The following is a 16,816-nucleotide window of genomic DNA, read 5'->3' as shown; positions in this document are numbered from 1 at the left end:
TTTCGCGAGATGCACAATAGCCTGGCGCTCGTCGCGCCGGGCATGTTGTATTGCGTTCTGTCCAAAAAGGTCTAACGTAATCAAACTGAACAAGAGGTACCTGTAAAATTTGACAGGCGATTAGCAACTCTCTTTCTGGTTTTGAGGCCTCCCGATAATTCAGGAGGTCGCTATGCATGCCATCGCAATTCACACCTCTCAGTTTGGCCGTCATCTAGAGTTGCTCGCGGCGATGTATCGGCTGCGGCGCCGTGTCTTCAAGGACAGGCTCGACTGGTCAGTGTCGGTCTCGGGTGAATTTGAGCTCGATGTGTATGACACTCTCGGGCCGACTTATCTCGTTCTGATGGCAGACGCGGGGGAGCCGGTTGGTTCGGTTCGTCTGCTTCCGACGACCGGACCAACCATGTTGGCCGATACCTTTCCCGTTCTGCTCGGCGGGACGCCAGCGCCGGCTGACGAAAGAATTCTCGAAAGCTCACGCTTTTGCGTCGACACCAGTCTTGTCGCGGAGCAGACAGCCAATCGTCTCAATCGCGCTACGTTCATCCTCTTCGCCGCCATGATGGAGGCAGCACGCGCCGCGCGCGCAGACAGCATCGTGACAGTGACTGATACGCGTATGGAGCGCATTCTCCGCCGTGCGCGCTGGCCTTTGAGACGGATCGCTGATCCGCGGCAGGTCGGATCGACCATGGCGGTTGCCGGCTTTCTCGACATGTCCGAACAAACGCTTCACAAGATGTACGAACAAGCCGACGTCAACGGCCCCGTGCTTGTGCCACCGGATCTTGTTAACGCGGCTGCCTAATGCCCTCCGAGCAGCATCCAGCAAAAGTAATTTGATACGTAAATGCTCGCAGACCCACGACATAGTCGGGTAGTTTTGATCAATATGACGCGAGGTAAGACGCCGGCTTCGGCCGGTCTTGCCCCGCAGCATGTCAGTTTCTCATTGCTGCAGACAGCCTTGGAGATGTTTGGCGTCGCGTTGACCCTCATCGGCGAATGCCAGGCGTTCGACATTATGGGTCAGAAACTCATGCACTCGACGACGCAGCTGGACGTTGATGCTCTTTCCATTTGGCACGATCCGCGATTTACGGACAATCTGGCTTCACGCGACACCGGTATCATCTTCTTTGGGGGAGGTTGGCTCGAAGAAGATATCTTCATTGCCGCACTGCACGCGGTCGAGCGTGGATATGACGTACGCCTCCTCTCGGACCTCATCGCAACGCGTGTCGACGCGGATCGATCACTCGCTTTCGATCGGATGGCGCTTCATGGCATCTTGGCAACCACGGTGCGCCAGATGCTGCTGGAATGGGCGGTATGTCTGCATGATCCGCTTTTGACGCAAAAAGTTCAGCAGCTTCTATTATGATCTGGGTGGCCATCCCCCCAAGCGGGGCACCTGTTCTTGTGGTACTGGTCTTGGGGACGCAGATGCGCAGCATGGAGAGGCGCTGGGCGTCCAAGAGCGAGACCAACTCTAGCGCTGCATTCAACATCTGCCGTTTGCCGAGATTCAGGTGAGAGAGCGCAGGTAAGACGAGCTTCATCGCACGTGCGAGGGGAACCGAGAGGGCTCGCGCTGGCAGCAATGTAGAGCAAGGACACCGCGTAGTCCGATAAGGAGGAATTTTCTTTGGATGAGCTCGACAGGATTGCGAGTCCTTTTGCGATGCATGCCGGAGATGCGATCATAATATCCGGGCCTCCGCTCAACACAAGGACGAATGTTCGCCAGTGAACAGTCGCGAACCTTGAAGCCGAACAGATCATCCTTTCGTATTTTTCGCGAACGCTTCCCGAATCATCGTTCATCACTGAAGAACCATGCGGCTCGAAGCTTATCGCAAGCGAGCGCCGCGTCGTGCTCGTCAGATCCTCTCGACGGAACCATGGAATTCGTTTAGAAGACAAGGCTGCGGCTTGCGCATCACCTCTGACCGGGCAGTCCGTGTGAACCGCACGGGACATCCCAAGCCTCGAACGGCCATCTGGATCTTGCTGCTCAGGCCATCGCTAGAACGGCCGATAGGTTGATCTTCAGACCCCGTTTTTAGCCTCGGCATCTGTTTATGGGCTCGGACGATGGTAGAATCAATGATCAGGTGTTATATTAAACTAGCAGCGCGGGCGGTAGGGACAGCGCCTCCATTTGGCCCTAAATACGCGGCGCCGAGTCGCCCGAGCTGCGTCTACTTAGTTGCACAATGTGTGGAGTCTAGACGGCGCGTGCCTCGGCCGCGATCCCCGGACTTTGATGTGGCGAGAGCCGTTCCAGCCAGCCTCATCAGCCCAAGCTTGGATGAGCCCCGTGCCTGCCGATCAGCGACGAGATTGTCGAGGCGCAACAGGCCGACCACCGTCTTTGCGCCAATCGTTTAACCAGCTCGCGCGTGTCGTCCACGACATAGACGCCGATCATAACCGTTCTCGTGCTGGGCCATCCGGCCTTGCTCCAGGTGGTCGTACAGCCTTTCTGCGAAGGCTCTTGCGATGCTGTGGTGGGACGCCAGCGGGGCAGTGGTAGTGATAGGCGACCGGCCTTCCGGAGCGTGGCGATCAATGAGCAGCAGCGACCAATGCTGCCGTCGCCATGCCCGTGAGCATCACTCACTGGCTCAACATTCGCAGAGCGCGTACGTTCGAGGCGCCGCTGCTTTCATATTCAGCAACGAAACCCCGTTCATAGGCTGCCACGTCGAATACATGTCAGTTCCCATGCGTCCTGCGCCGAAGGCCGATCCTTTGTCCCGCCACCGTAGGAGGGCGGTTGTTAGCGGAGTTTCAGTCATGGTCCTATGCGTTTCGAAAAAAGCCGTGCCTTTGCAAAATTGGCAGCAGCTCATGATGGTCATGAATGATGTAATCCGGCTGTGCAGCCTGCAAACGCGACTCGGAAACAAATCCGCCGGTAATGGATATGCTGATAAGCCCAAGGTCGCGTGCAATGTCCGTTTCAACCGGCATGTCGCCGATGATAAAGGTTGACTCGGGCTTTAGATTATTTGCTTGCATATACAGGCGAAGCCGTTCGCCTTTGCTCATGCTTTTGAATTGAGTGGCGCGGCTTTCGAAGGCTAGAACCTCGTTGACGCAATCGTCGAGTCCAAGCCTGCGGATTTGGGAACGAAGAGGGTCGACTATATAGCTGCTGAGAACGATCGTTGAGACCGCCTGTTGACGTGCCGCTTCTAGAATGCAGCGCGCGCCTTTGCGCAGATCGGCCTTGCTCGCCAGCGGTTCGTAGGTGTCGTGAAAAATGGCGCTGCCATCGCTATCCACGATTGCGGCTTCACCTTCCGACATTCCGACACTGCGGTAAAGGACAGAAAGCGGGAGCTCGCACTGTTCCCGAAAAGTTGGCATATCGATATCAGGGCGACCGAAGCGCCCTAGAATGGCATTGATCGTTTTCAGCAACGCATCGGCGTCGTCGAGCAGCGTGCCGTTCCAATCAAATACTAGAGTGGGTTTCATGATAACCTCAGGCAACGGCCGGCTCCGGGAAGGGAAGATCGGCGATTAACTTGTTCAAATTCTTATTCGCGCGCTTTTGCCCCGCTGGGGTTGGCATCTCAAACGTAAACGGCGACAAATCTATTCCATCATGCCCCTGGGGAAGCAAGGATACGAGAACTTGGAAGGGTAGATAAGTGATAGCCGCAGCATTGATGGATACGGCAATTGTGCTTTCGATGACCTTGAGCATTTGCGGTTCGATGTTATGAAAACGCAGGCTTTGCTTGCGCTGTTGGGGTGGGAGGGTCTTCCACGTTTGCCAGAACGCCAACTCATCCATGGTGTCGATACCCATGCCGTAGTAATTTGGGGCCACTATAGGCGGTGAACCGATTGCCCAATGCACAGCCTTGGCCCCGGCGGCAAGGAGCATATTCGTGACAGCCCGACTTGTATCGCCGCGAATGAGGGCTTCATCAGCCATGATTATGGTGCTGTCGGTAACGTCTTTCTCTGCGACACGATATTTTTGGGCAATAAGAGATTTGCGCTCGCCAAAGATACCTATAAGCGTCCGCTGAGAAAATTGTGTTGCGATGAGTTCGTGACGTTGGACGATGGCGCCGCCTTCGGCCAGTGATGCAAACAGACCATCAGCATACGGCCCTCCGGTTCGCGGCATAGAAGAAACTATAACAGGGGCGGACCCCACTTCTGCTGCCAGTCTTGGCGCAATAATTTTACCAAGAGCAACTCCGATATTGTAACGGGTTTCGAGATGAGATTGGCGTTTCGACGTGTTGGGGCTTCCCAGGTAAAGCGTTTCATAGGCGCACAGCCTGGTGTTATGTCCAGCATCGCACAGAGAGCGATCAAGGCATACTCCCGTTTTTCCGTTCACGTACTTGATGTGGCCTGGTAAAATTTCTTCTGCCTTGCCTTGGAGTCCGACAAAAGCACAGTTTTCCGACGCAAAAAGCAAAAAGCCGTCATCTGTTTGCATGAATTCTAGGGGGCGCAGACCATATCGGTTGCGAAAAGCAATGAGATTCCCTTCACCATCCAACAAGAGTGCGCTGACGGCGCCATCGATACGGTTATCGATCTCCCGAAACAGTCTTTCGTGATTCACCGGCAGACCATGTCGCCAATAATCACTTTCACAAGTGCGCTCAATCAGTTTGAGCAAGAGCTCGGCATCCGTTTCGCTGTCAAAGCGATGCCCTTGGGCGAGCAACTCTTCTCTAAGTTCATCAGCGTTGACCAAGGCCCCGTCTAGCGAAATAGCCAAATGGCGGAAACCGACTTTATCGTTGTTAACAGGCTGCACGTCGCTCTCGTGCTGTTCCCTCTTAGACGGACTACTAATGTGTGCAATCGCTGCGTGAGGCCTGAAATTCGCATACTGTTCATTATAGTCAAAGTTTACTAATTCGCTTGGCGACTGAGACGACCTTATATATTGAACGCGCTTTCCATGCATGTAGGCGGCAAGACCGAAACCCGCCTGCCCACGAAGTCCAAGTTTCGGAACCACATGCTTGAGCCGATCATAAAGCGTGTGCTGGGAGTGACTTGAAGGCAACAGAAAGGCGCCAGCCACACCGGACATGCTATTTATCCCTCAAAGACGACAGTTCATTCGACACTGCGTGTGTCGTGTTCAACCAAGACTCCGCGTCCCGAGTCCGACCCCTAAGGCAGATGTATTCCGCCGGCGCGGCGCGAAGCACGTCGTCCCGCTCGCGTTTTAGCAAGGCTCGTGCCAGTGTCTTAGGCGGCGTGCTCGTGCGGGCATATTCGCTGCGAGTTTTGGAATGCGAGCGTTTTGATCATTCGGCCGCGGTCCGAACTGTTGGATCTACGACACGTTAGCTGAGGCGCGACACGCTTTGCCAAATAGGTGTCACGAATTGAACGTCCGGCAGCGGCAGCAAGGCGAAAATCGTCCACGATCGCCCAGCGATGTCGCGGTGATTGGTTACAAGATCATCGGCCCGGTGCACCGTATGCGGTCCGCGTGAGTGCGGATCACGCGATCAGAAGGACATGCACCTGACCATGAAAGCTCCGCGGCTTATCCCACGATGGGTTGCTGGGTCGACCTAACGCTTTCCGGCGGGCGCAACATCCGCTCCGGTTTCGAAGCAATGGGATCGTAGGGAGGAGCAGGCGAGCTGCAGATAAATGGTGCCGTTGAGGTGCTCGGCATCGACCGCGATGTCACAACCGCCACACTGAGGAGTCGGTATTAACCGAGTGTCTTGGTACAAAACCCGCGTCTCTACCCGAAGAACAATAGTCTTTTGTAGAAGAATGCATGGATCACTCCACTAAGAAGACCGTGATACAGCTCTCATAGAATATGCGGTCGGGGCGGAGCGGGCTTACCGTCCTTGAACATCGGTTGCGACAGCCAGACGGCCCTTACCGCCGGTACCGGTGCAGGGCGCGCCGCTCAAGAATCTGAGCGGTAGCGTTCGGGAATGCTGGGAATTCGGAGGGGTGTCCACAAAGGCAAACTTCCTGGCCGCACGATGGCCCATCAGGGATCATCAGCACGCAACTGCGGGCCGTCCGGGGGCATTCTGAACTGGTCGGTCAGCTGGCCGAGCGAAGTGGGATGTCCTCCGCGGTCATTCGGCGGCTTTGAGGTGTACAACGACATTCCGCGGTGGTTCGGCGAGTTGATGGAAGTTCTCCGGAGCACGATTTCGAAATACGAGAGTCCAATTGTTGCTTCCGCCGGCGTGCTTGGATGATCTAGTGTCTTCTAGGTCCCCCGATAGGTCGGCGACCGCTTCTCAAAAAAGGCGTTCATTCCCTCTTGCTGATCAGACGTCGTGAATGCGTGCCTGACGGCTTGTCGTTCAAATTCTAGACCGGCGTCAAGTGCGGTTTGGTAGGCGGCGAGTACAGCCGCTTTAGCCAGTTCCGCGGAACGCGGCGGCTTGTGCGTGATAATTTCGGCAAGCTCGAGGGCGCGGCTCTGTGCCTTGCCCTCTGCCGTGACCTCAGCAACAAGCCCAGCCTGATGGGCTGCGCGCGCACAGATGGGTTCTCCGGTCAGGATCATGAGCATCGCGAGCGATTTGCCGGCCACTCGGGTCAATCGCTGGGTTGCTCCGTCTCCCGGCAATATCCCGATGTTGATCTCCGGCTGCCCGAAGCTGGCGCCTTCACCGGCGACCACGATGTCAGCCAGAAGCGCGAGCTCGTGACCACCGCCAAAGCAAATGCCCTCAACCGCGGCAATAAATGGCTTGGGGAAATTGGCGATATCCCGCCAAGCAGAACGTCGCGCGGAATTGTCGATGGCTTCGAACCCTCGTTGCCGCATTTCCTTGATATCGGCGCCGGCAGAAAAGAACGCATCGCTGCCACGAAGTACGACGCAGCGCACCTCATCATCCAGCGCAGCCTTGCGAAGAGCGGCCGCGAGTTCCGCGATCAGATCATTGTTCAGCGCGTTTCGTTTGGATGCCCTATTCAGCGTCAAGAGCACCACGTGCTGCAGGGGAGACGTCCAAAGAATGAGGTCGGATTTGGCGTTCAACGTAGCACCTTTGCAGGTTACGGATCAGCGCCATTTACACCGAAATCGTTTTCGCGAACAGCCGTCCTGCAGCCTAGCCAGCTTGCCAGCCTTCATCGGGGGCGCTTCGGAAGGCGGTCGGCTTTCGGTGGTGACGTGGTGGACGACCGCACTACCAGCCGGTAGGGCAACAAGACGCTCTTGGGGACGGGTCTTCCTGCGATCGCACTGATGAGATAGTCGGCTGCGCCCCGGCCGATTTCAGCAGCGGGAATACTGATCGTCGTTAGCGGCGGATCCACCTGTGCCGCCAGCTCCACATCGTCAAAACCGGTAATCGAAACCGCCCGCGGCACGCTCAAGCCCATCTTACGGGCTTCCGTCATGGCGCCGATGGCCAGCGTGTCGGTGGTGCAGATCACGGCGGTCGTGGCGGGATGGTCAGTGAGCAGTTGGCGAAGTGCCTTTCGTCCTTGCGCCAGCGAGTGGTCGGCCCTGATGACCTGAGTCGGCTGGAGTCGGATACCGGCTTCAGAGAGGGCGCGCTGGATCCCATCAAGTCGGGCGCGGGAACGGTCATTCGATGGTAGAATGTTGGCAATTGCACCGAAACGAACGTGTCCCAGGCCGAGAAGAAATTCGGTCATTTCGCGAGTGGCGCGTTCGTTGTCGATGCCAATGGCAGGAATGCCGCCGCCCGCCTTGGAGACGTAAGTCGTAATGACGGGGACGCCAGTTTGCTCGACCAGAGTTCTCAGCTCCCGACCGTGCGAGCCCCCCACCAGCACAATGCCGTCGATGCCACGCTCGATGAGGCTCTGCATCTCCTGCAACTCGCGTCGTTGATCATATTGTGAATTGGCGATGAATAACGTGTAGCCGCTTTCGCTCAGCCGGTTCTGCAGGGCCTCCACGCTTTCGGCAAAGATGCCAAGGCCCAGCGTCGGAACGATCGCGCCGATCGTCCGCATGCGTCCCGATTTCAGTGCCCGGGCCGCGCTATCGGGCGTATAGGAGAGATCGGTGATGAAGCGCATCACTTTATCGCGCAGTTCGGGCCTGACAATTCCTGGATGATTTAGAACGCGCGACACCGTCGCCGGCGAGACGTTCGCCTCTCTTGCGACGTCCTCGATCTTCACCCTGGGCCGGGACCGGCCTTTGGGATCGGCGATCGATTTCTTGTCCATCTGATCTGCTCGGATTGTCCCAAAACGGGCTGTTAACACCATTCGAGTTAAACCACCGGGAGGGCCGCTATCTCAAGCGCACTGTGGACGAGATCGTTGGTTCCGTTGAACAGTATGCGCGCGCCTAAGCCACATCAAGCAGAGCGCGCCGGCGGCCATACTCCGATAGTGCGGCGCTTAACGCGCTTGACTCCGCTGGTCAGTGGGACCGATAATCCTGAAAACGATTTCAGAGGCTCGGGATGTCGCCGACGTTTCGTGAGATAGTTAGAGAGAACCAAGAAAGAACGTATGGTCGATCTTCTCAAGGGCATTCGCGTCCTCAGCTTCAACCACTTCCTGATGGGCCCGATGGGTGTGCAATTTCTCGCCGATCTCGGCGCAGACGTGATCGCTGTGGAGCCGCCGGACGGCGCCTTCCAGCGGAAATGGGGCGGGGCGGACAAGCAGGTAGATGGTCAATCCATGCTGCTTCTGACCGGCAATCGCAATAAGCGTAGTCTAACGCTCGATCTCAAGAAGCCGGACGGGGTTGCTGTTGCGAAAAAACTGATCGCAACGTCGGATGTCCTCACCGAGAATTTCCGGCCTGGCGTGCTCAACAAGCTGGGGCTTGGCTATGAGGACGCCAGGAGCATCAAGCCAGATATCATCTATGCCGCAGCATCCGGATATGGCACAGACGGGCCGTACGTCAATCGACCCGGCCAGGACCTCTTGATTCAAGCGTTGGCGGGGCTTGCAACGATCACCGGAAGCCGCGAGCACGGCCCGCGCGCCGTAGGTGTTTCGGCAGTTGATCATCACGGGGCCGTTCTTTTTGCGGCTGGCATCCTGGCCGCACTGGTGAGGAAAGCGCGTACGGGGCAGGGGTGTCGGGTCGATGTCAGTCTGCTGTCAGCAGCCCTCGACCTGCAGATGGAGTCCTTCACCTGCTATCTCAACGGGCAGAGACCGGACGATGTGCGCCAGCCGGGTCCGATCGCAGGATGGTATTACGGCGCTCCTTACGGCATCTATGCCACCCGTGACGGACACATCGCGATCTCGCTCGGATCGCTCGACGTGCTGGCGGATGTGTTTTCGCTTCCCGCCGATCAGCGCGTTCCCGACACGGAAGCTTATCGGCGGCGCGACCAGGCATCGGCAGCAATTGCGGCCAACATCGCCAAACGCACGACATCCGAGTGCCTTGCGCTGCTTGAGGCTCGCGGAATCTGGCACGCCCGTATCAATGACTATTCAGATGTCGTCGTCGACCCGCAGGTCATTCACAACAAGAGCTTCCAGGTCGTGAAAGGGGCGACCGGGGCGCCGATTACCCTCGTCAGCCATCCCATTTGTTACGACGGCGAGGTGCCAGAGATACGTTTGCCGCCGCAGAAGCTCGGGGCGCAGACGGAAGAAATCCTGAAGGAGCTCGGCTACGATGCTCGGCAATTGAAGGATCTCTACGACAGGGGTGCCGTCGGCTCTATGACATCTCTTGATCCAAAAGTGCTTTAGCTACAGCAACATTTGAAGGCGCGCAGGCGCTTGTCTCCTCTATGTCCCCATCGCGCTAGCTTACCCGCTGGATGCAGCAGGTGACCGCGGGCGCCGACTGGTAGCTGTCGCACGTGCCGCTCGCATAGTGGCGTTCGGGATTTCGAGGACCCGCGATTCTCTGCACTAAACGGCGGTACAGCAGCTTTGCACGATGGTGTCGCGGCAATAGACCGGAGCACGAAGATGGCGTCATATCGGTACGACACTCAGCGGGCTCGGTGCATTGCTGCCATGTGTCCGATCACGAGGGTCCGCTGGTGCCGGCATTCCTTTGCCAACACGGCTGCGGTGGTCTCCTCGATCGAGCGGCGTGTCACGTCGAGCTGCGCCCAACTGAATTGCGCGCTCAGCTTGCGGGCATAGGCGACTTCATCGGCTACTGACCGACGATCGATGTAATCGTCATAGGGCGTATCGGCGCCCATGCTCAGCAGGCGGTTTTGCCGAACCTGGATCATCGGCTCGGGAGTCGCATGCAGGCTGACGGCCAGCGGCTCCTTCAAGGTCTCCAACTGTACAGAACAGTCGACCGAAAGTGTTCGTGAATGATCCGCATTTTGAAACGCGTGGTCTGACATATTCCTGGTTGAGATGGAGGCCACAGCAATCGCCAACGATGCCGGCGAATGCATATAAATCATGTTGGTAGCTTTAGCCATAATGCTGGATTTTGATCTTTCGAGCTGCCGGTCCTTTCCTCGATAATCCGCGAACCCGGAAGCAAGCTTCGGCTGCCCCGCTACGTGTGGGCTTATTTCTTCCAAACCAGTAGAAGCGATGCCTGCCTGCATTAGCACAGTATGCGAATACTTGTATTTTTCGGCATTCGTGCGCAGCGGCTCGCAGAAACGCGCCCACTTGTCAGCACAGAAGTGATTGTGCGTCGCAGCGAATGGATCACCGCGCCATCCGATTGCACGTAAGAAAGTACAAGAAATTCGGAAATGCGTCCTAACACTCTCCCGCTCCGTTCGCCAATACTTCCGCTTGGTCAGCGTCGAAAGCGACAAGGCGCTGATTAGCGTCGTCAGCCACCCCGTGTGTTACGACGGCCAGGTGCCGGAAGTAGTTTGCCGCCGCAGAAGATCGGGGCGCAGACGAACAAGAGCATAAGCTTCTGTAGAAGCGCGCTTTGCCGAACAGGAGGAATGCCATGGGACTAGAGAATAAGCTTGCGCGCGCGCTTCTTGTCGGCGGCGGCTTTTGTGCGGTTTGCTCTTCGACATCGGCGCAAGCAGAAACAGCGCTGAGCGTCTGTTACATCAATCATCCGGTGCAAGTCGCAAACGTCGCGATCTTGGAGAAATGGGCGGTCAAGCAAGGCGTTAAGCTGAATAAAACGGTGACGTCCTACACCGTCTATTTGCCGAAGATCACCCAGATGTTGACCTCAGGGGCCAACGACCAATGCGACATCATCTGGAACAATGACGACTGGGGACAGGATCTCGCCCAGTATCTTGAACCGCTTGAGGACGTTCCCAACGTGCGCAAGGTCGAGGTGGGGCAGCTTGAGCCGTTCCACGCTGCCGACGGAAAGACGACGGCGGTATCGATGACGACCACGGCCGGCATTCTGTTCTATCGCACCGATCTCATTTCCGAGGCGGAGTTGCCTAAGACATGGGACGATCTCGTCAAGATCAGTCAGCCCCTGCAGTCCGAAAAGAAGGTGAAGTGGGGTTATGTCGGCGGCATGAGTTACACCAACACTTTCTTCAGCTTCTGGTGGACGCTCTGGAACAACAGTTGCGACGTCTATGCACCCGCCTATGAGAGAGACAACAAGAAGCTTGCGGCAAACGGTTGGAAGCCAATGATCTACTCTCCTTGTCAGGTGCAGACCGCGGAGTTTTGGTGGGATGCTCTCAATAGCAAGAAGATAAGCCCGCCCGGCATGACGACCTATTCGCGCGATGAGGCAAATGCGATCTTCCAGGCCGGTGACGCCGCCTTTACTGTGGCCGATACTACTTTCCTCGACACCTTCAATAACTCCGAGAGGTCATCGGTCGCAGGAAAGGTCGGCATTGCGCCATTTCCGGTCGGCCCCATGAGCAACGGCGTCCGCACCTGGATAGACGTATGGGGCTGGTCAATCCCAAAGACTCTTCCGAATGATCGCAAGACGGCGGCCAAAAAGCTGCTTGGCGCCATGCTCGGCGATCCCGACGCTCAGATCGAGCAGTGGAACCAGACCGGAGGCCCACCGCCGAACACCGACGTTTGGCGCACACTCGAAAAGAACGACGCGACCTGGCGCAGGCTCCACACAATCCTGTTCAAGCCTGATCATGTCCATGCTGCCTACTATTTCCGCAACTGGGCGACTGTGCACAAGGTCTATTCGGACACACTGATCCGCGCGATGAAGGGCAAGCGCGAGGACATTGCTGCTACCCTTAAGGCCGGATCCGATGCCATCCATGCCGGCGCTACGGCCAACGATTGATGACCGCTCGTTCCACGAAATTTGGAGTCGATGAGAAAGAGCGCTTCATGCTTTTTCTCATCGCGCCGGCTGGGATCGTTCTCGTTTGTTTCGAGATTATTCCGATCTTGATCGGAATGAATGCAAGCTTCCGCGAATGGTCGCTTGTTAACCCGCAAAGAACCTGGGTCGGACCGAAGCAGTACATCGCCGTCTTCACCGACCCTGTATTCTTGAAGATGGTTCTACCCAATACGTTCGTCCTGATGATCCTCTCGGTCGGCGTATCCCTTGCACTCGGCTTAGCACTGGCATCATTGCTCAACCGTCCGTTCTTTGGCCGGGCAATTATGCGGACCATCATCCTACTGCCGCTGACGATTGCGCCTGTTATCACCGCGACCATGATGAGGTGGTCTTTCAACGATCAGTTTGGTGTAATTACTATTTTCCTCTCATACCTGGGCCTTCCCGATGTCGCCTGGCTCTCCGATCGCTGGCCGAGCTTTGCGCTGGTCATCATGACAGACATATGGATCTGGACGCCGTGGTTCACCATCATCCTGCTGGCCGCCATGCAGGGACTGCCGCCCGAACCCTTCGAGGCCGCGCGAATCGATGCCGCAACGCCGTGGTGCATCTTCAGGCGTGTTACGCTCCCAATGCTGCGTCCAGTGATCATCGTCTGTGTCCTGATCCGCGCAATTGACGCGTTCCGCACCTTCGACCAGGTCTGGATCCTGACTGGCGGCGGGCCCGCCCGATCAACGGAAGTGTTCAGCGTCTACGCCTATGTCCTGGCTTTCGTGGATTTGGACATCGGTCGCGCCGCGGCCGCTGCCGGGATCGGCGCGCTCATCATGCTGTTTGTTGGGGTTGGCCTCTACAGGCTCGTCAACCGGAGCATGGAGGTGTCGCGATGATTGCGCTCGCCCTTCATGCGCTGCGGCGTGCTATCTTCGCGATCAGCATCGCCGCGATATTCGTTGTGTTCGTCGGGCCGATTGCGATACTCGGCGTGACGTCGATCCGTCCAGCGTCTGGCGTATTCTACATCTGGCGCGGCACAAATTTCACGTTCAACAACTTCGTCGAGGTGCTGCATCAGTCGCAGGTGGTGGAAGCGATGTGGAACAGCTTCGTGCTTTCGACGTCGGCTACCATCCTGTCGCTGGGCATCACGGTCGGCAGCGGTTACATGCTGTCGCGCTTCGGCGGCTGGATCCAGCGCAGCTGGTTCGCCACCATCTACATCTTCCGTACCGTTCCCTACATCTCTTGGGTGCTGCCGCTTTATCTGGTCAATACCCGCCTTGGGATCTACGACACGTATGTCGGTCTGTTGCTGCCGCACATCGCGGTGCACGTCTGCTTCTTCTCATGGCTGATGAAGGGTTTTTTCGATGGCATCAACCCGTCGATGGAATATGCGGCGCTGATCGACGGCTGCACCCGATGGGGGGCGTTCTACCGCGTCGCGCTTCCCGCCGCGATGCCGGGGATAGCTGCGCTTGCGATCCTTTGCTGGCTCTCGACGTGGAATGAGTTTTTGTTCGCCCTGATCCTGTCGGGCAAGCGTACGCCCCTGATCACGTCGACTATGGCGCAATTCGTCACCGAGACCGGAACGGAATGGAATTTGATGAGCGCGACAGCCGTGCTTGCGATGATGCCAGCGCTGCTGGTGACCATCTTTGGTCAGAAATACGTCATTCGCGGGCTGCGCATGTAACCGGCGCGACTCAAGAGGAAGGTTTATGGCAGAGGTCACTCTACAGGACGTCGTAAAGAAGTACGGCACGTTTAAGGTTGTGCACGAGGTCAACCTCAATATCGCAGCCGGTGAATTCGTGGTGCTAGTCGGTCCATCTGGATGTGGCAAGTCGACGACGCTTCGCATGATCGCGGGTCTCGAGAACATCAGCGCCGGGACTATCCGGATCGGAGACAAAGTCGTCAATGATGTGCCGCCAAAGGATCGCGACATCGCGATGGTATTTCAGAACTATGCGCTCTATCAGCACATGACGGTGTTCGACAATCTGGCATTCGGGTTGCGAAACCGGAAAGTCCCGGAAACGGAAATTACGAGCGCAGTCACCCGCGCGACGCAAATGCTCGGTCTGGAGCCGCTCCTGGCACGCAAGCCGTTTCAACTCTCCGGCGGCCAGCAGCAGCGTGTGGCTCTTGGACGGTGTATCGTACGGCGGCCACAAGTCTTCCTGTTCGACGAACCCCTCTCGAACCTCGATGCCAAGCTGCGTGCGCAGATGCGGATCGAGATCAAGGCGCTGCGCGAGCGCGTGCCTACCACATCGGTCTATGTCACCCATGATCAGGTTGAGGCGATGACGCTTGGTGATCGGGTTGTGGTCATGAAGGACGGCTGGATTCAGCAGATCGGCACGCCGCTGCAGATCTACAATCGACCGGCCAACCGGTTCGTCGCGAGCTTCATCGGGGCGCCTGCAATGAACTTTATGAAAGTCGAGCTTGTCGAAGAACTCGGCGTCATGTCGGCGCAGGCGGAGGATTTCAAGGTCGAGTTGCCGCTCGAACAGGCGGCAGTCCTGCGCAAGCATGGCGCCAAGATGGTGATTCTAGGTATCCGGCCCGAGCATATACGTTTTGGCATTCCTTCAGACAATTCGGGCTCATCCTTCAGCGGCGTCGTCACCGTCACCGAGCAACTTGGTTCGGAACAGGTGATCGCTCTCAACGTTGCGGACAGCACGATGATGGCATCGCGTATTTCGCCAGAGACGGAGGTCAGCCCTCATGCCAGCGTGCAGATGTGGGTTGATGCCAAGACGCTGCAATTCTTCGATGATAAAACGGAAATGGCGATTAGATAGTCGTCTGTACGCGTCATCACTTTGAATATCGAACAGCGGAAAGGCAAGAACAATGACTGTGATGCAGGCGAACGTCGGCGATAGCGTTCGATTTTCGAAGACGGTCGGTGAGTCCGATATCTATCTCTTTGCGGGTCTGACCGGTGATCTTTCGCAGAATCACGTCGACGACGAATTCATGAGCCATTCGATTTACGGCAAGCGCATTGCCCATGGCGCGCTGATGGTCGGATTCATTTCAACGGCCTCGACCCGAATGATTGAAGAAAGCGTGCGAAAGGGCATTGATACAACACCCGTATCGCTCGGCTACGATGGCGTGCGGTTTCTGAAGCCCGTCTACATCAACGACACGGTGACAGTGACCTATACCATCAGCGAAATCGACGAGGAGCGCCGCCGTACGCTTGCCAATGTGGACGTCACCAACCAGCGTGGCGAACTCGTCGCCGTGGGCAAGCATCACCTCAAATGGACGCCCAACGTGACGAAGCGGCCTACGTCCTAGGCGATTCGCGAAGGCGATCGCACGTGTATGTGGAGAGAAGAGGTGGCCGGAAAAGGCAACTGGAGGAAATGGTGAGCACAGCCAAGCCGCGATGGGAACAGGCAATCGAACGGATGCGCTGCCGAGTCGATCAGACGCTCGAGAGCCTGCAATCGGAGTTCCCGCACTGGGCCGAGGCCGCGACGGGAAAATGGACGACGACTGTCGACGGCGACTGGACCGGCGGCGCGTGGCCGGGCATGTTGTGGTTGTTTGCGCGACGCACGGGGAGCTCCAGATACCTGGATGCTGCCCGGCTGTGGAGCAGCCGGCTCGAGCCGCGGGCGCATCTGCAAACGGCGTTCAAGGGCTTTGGGTTCTACTACGGCGTTGCACTTGGCGACATCCTGTGTGCAGACAAGGATGCCGCGACATTGGCGCTGGATGCTGCCCATTCGCTGAAGGGTCAATATGACCCGAGGCTCGATCTCATTCCGCTTGGTAGTGACGCCGAGGAGTCGGAGGACGTAGGCAACTCCTTCAGCAGCATCGATTCCTTGCAAGCGGTTCCGCTCCTGTTCTGGGCGGCAGAGAAGACGGGGGAAGCATCGTTCGCTGACGTCGCCGCGCGACATACGACGCGGGTGCTGGATATTCACATGCGGCCCGACGGTTCGATCGTGCAGTCGAGCAAGCTCAATCCAGCGAACGGCAAGGTCGTCCGCCATTTTACCCACAAGGGCTTTAGCGAGAGCAGCGTTTGGGCGCGGGCGCAGGCTTGGGGCCTCGTCTATGCCGCGGTCGCGCTTGCCCATCGTCCGCAGGAAAAGCGCTGGATGGAGCAGCTGATCGCGGGCGCCGACTGGTGGCTGTCGCACGTCCCGCCCGGCCTGGTGGCGTTCTGGGATTTCGATGATCCGGCAATCCCCAATACAGAAACCGATACGGCGGCTACTGCGATCGTCTGCTCGGCGCTGCTCAAGCTGGGGCGGCTTGCGCCGTCCGCCGATCTCCGCGCGAAATATCAGGATGCAGGCGAGCGCATCGCGCTCGCTCTGATCAACGGCTATCTTACGCCCGTCGGGGCAGGGGAGACCCGCTCGCAAGGCATGCTGGTCGGCGCCTGCTTCAATAAGCGGCGCGACGCTCGTGTACGGGATTCCGCGACCAATGCTGAGACGATCTTCGGCTCCTATTATCTGCTGGAATCGCTGAACGTTCTGGATGGTTTGATCGAGGCGGAAAAGATCTAAACATATCGATCGATGTCACCTCTCCCGATGCGTGGAGCCATGT

General features: G+C 57.4%; 14 protein-coding genes and 1 pseudogene. 9 read left to right on the top strand and 6 right to left on the bottom strand.

From position 1 onward, the window contains the following. Window positions 1-172: 172 nt before the first annotated feature. Together HCN58_RS16145 and HCN58_RS16140 are read left to right on the top strand one after the other, a co-directional pair. On the top strand, window positions 173-811 hold the full coding sequence (locus tag HCN58_RS16145) for an acyl-homoserine-lactone synthase (protein ID WP_171580321.1): 639 nt from the start codon (window positions 173-175) through the stop codon (window positions 809-811). A 42-nt stretch (window positions 812-853) separates the two neighbouring features. After that, window positions 854-1,387 (top strand): cysteine hydrolase family protein, encoded by a 534-nt coding sequence (locus HCN58_RS16140; protein WP_171580320.1) that lies wholly within the window; start codon window positions 854-856, stop codon window positions 1,385-1,387. Window positions 1,388-1,958: 571 nt separating this feature from the next. Here HCN58_RS16140 and HCN58_RS16135 read toward each other — a convergent pair. The 5 genes and pseudogenes from HCN58_RS16135 to HCN58_RS16115 form a co-directional block, all read right to left on the bottom strand. Then, window positions 1,959-2,123: pseudogene (locus tag HCN58_RS16135) on the bottom strand (IS5/IS1182 family transposase); the annotation flags it as partial. A gap of 688 nt (window positions 2,124-2,811) precedes the next feature. Then, window positions 2,812-3,492 (bottom strand): HAD family hydrolase, encoded by a 681-nt coding sequence (locus HCN58_RS16130; RefSeq protein WP_171580319.1) that lies wholly within the window; start codon window positions 3,490-3,492, stop codon window positions 2,812-2,814. Between the two features lie 7 nt (window positions 3,493-3,499). After that, window positions 3,500-5,086, bottom strand: coding sequence for an amidophosphoribosyltransferase (locus HCN58_RS16125; RefSeq protein ID WP_235983634.1), 1,587 nt, complete (start codon window positions 5,084-5,086; stop codon window positions 3,500-3,502). Window positions 5,087-6,247: 1,161 nt separating this feature from the next. Next, window positions 6,248-7,030 carry an enoyl-CoA hydratase-related protein gene (locus tag HCN58_RS16120; protein WP_171580318.1) on the bottom strand — a complete coding sequence of 261 codons (783 nt, stop codon included), beginning with the start codon at window positions 7,028-7,030 and terminating at the stop codon, window positions 6,248-6,250. Between the two features lie 92 nt (window positions 7,031-7,122). After that, window positions 7,123-8,199 (bottom strand): LacI family DNA-binding transcriptional regulator, encoded by a 1,077-nt coding sequence (locus tag HCN58_RS16115; protein ID WP_171580317.1) that lies wholly within the window; start codon window positions 8,197-8,199, stop codon window positions 7,123-7,125. Window positions 8,200-8,490: 291 nt separating this feature from the next. On the opposite strand from HCN58_RS16115, the gene HCN58_RS16110 reads away from it, so the two are divergent. Beyond that, entirely contained in the window at window positions 8,491-9,705 is a 1,215-nt protein-coding gene (locus HCN58_RS16110; protein ID WP_171580316.1) for a CaiB/BaiF CoA transferase family protein, read from the top strand. Between the two features lie 248 nt (window positions 9,706-9,953). Here the strand turns inward: HCN58_RS16110 and HCN58_RS35810 are convergent, their stop codons facing one another. Further along, complete coding sequence (locus HCN58_RS35810) at window positions 9,954-10,325, bottom strand: kinase/pyrophosphorylase (protein ID WP_376701181.1); 372 nt, start codon at window positions 10,323-10,325, stop codon at window positions 9,954-9,956. 575 nt (window positions 10,326-10,900) lie between these two features. Between HCN58_RS35810 and HCN58_RS16100 the strand changes: the two genes are divergently transcribed. The 6 genes from HCN58_RS16100 to HCN58_RS16075 all read left to right on the top strand — a co-directional run bounded on the left by HCN58_RS16100 (window position 10,901) and on the right by HCN58_RS16075 (window position 16,773). Beyond that, on the top strand, window positions 10,901-12,199 hold the full coding sequence (locus HCN58_RS16100; RefSeq protein ID WP_171580314.1) for an extracellular solute-binding protein: 1,299 nt from the start codon (window positions 10,901-10,903) through the stop codon (window positions 12,197-12,199). A gap of 47 nt (window positions 12,200-12,246) precedes the next feature. Beyond that, window positions 12,247-13,101, top strand: coding sequence for a carbohydrate ABC transporter permease (locus tag HCN58_RS16095; RefSeq protein WP_235983633.1), 855 nt, complete (start codon window positions 12,247-12,249; stop codon window positions 13,099-13,101). Then, window positions 13,098-13,910, top strand: coding sequence for a carbohydrate ABC transporter permease (locus tag HCN58_RS16090; protein WP_171580312.1), 813 nt, complete (start codon window positions 13,098-13,100; stop codon window positions 13,908-13,910). The genes HCN58_RS16095 and HCN58_RS16090 overlap by 4 nt, the downstream gene beginning before the upstream one ends. Before the next feature lie 25 nt (window positions 13,911-13,935). After that, the gene (locus HCN58_RS16085; protein ID WP_171580311.1) at window positions 13,936-15,033 is read left to right on the top strand and encodes an ABC transporter ATP-binding protein; all 1,098 of its coding nucleotides are present in this window, start codon (window positions 13,936-13,938) and stop codon (window positions 15,031-15,033) included. A gap of 52 nt (window positions 15,034-15,085) precedes the next feature. Beyond that, window positions 15,086-15,541 (top strand): MaoC family dehydratase, encoded by a 456-nt coding sequence (locus HCN58_RS16080; RefSeq protein WP_171580310.1) that lies wholly within the window; start codon window positions 15,086-15,088, stop codon window positions 15,539-15,541. 71 nt (window positions 15,542-15,612) lie between these two features. Beyond that, entirely contained in the window at window positions 15,613-16,773 is a 1,161-nt protein-coding gene (locus tag HCN58_RS16075; protein WP_171580309.1) for a glycoside hydrolase family 88 protein, read from the top strand. Window positions 16,774-16,816 lie beyond the last annotated feature (43 nt).

Source organism: Bradyrhizobium australiense (assembly GCF_013114825.1).
Taxonomy (GTDB): domain Bacteria; phylum Pseudomonadota; class Alphaproteobacteria; order Rhizobiales; family Xanthobacteraceae; genus Bradyrhizobium; species Bradyrhizobium australiense.
The sequence above is the reverse complement of the archived record's forward strand: the minus strand, read 5'-3'. Positions and strand labels throughout refer to the sequence as shown.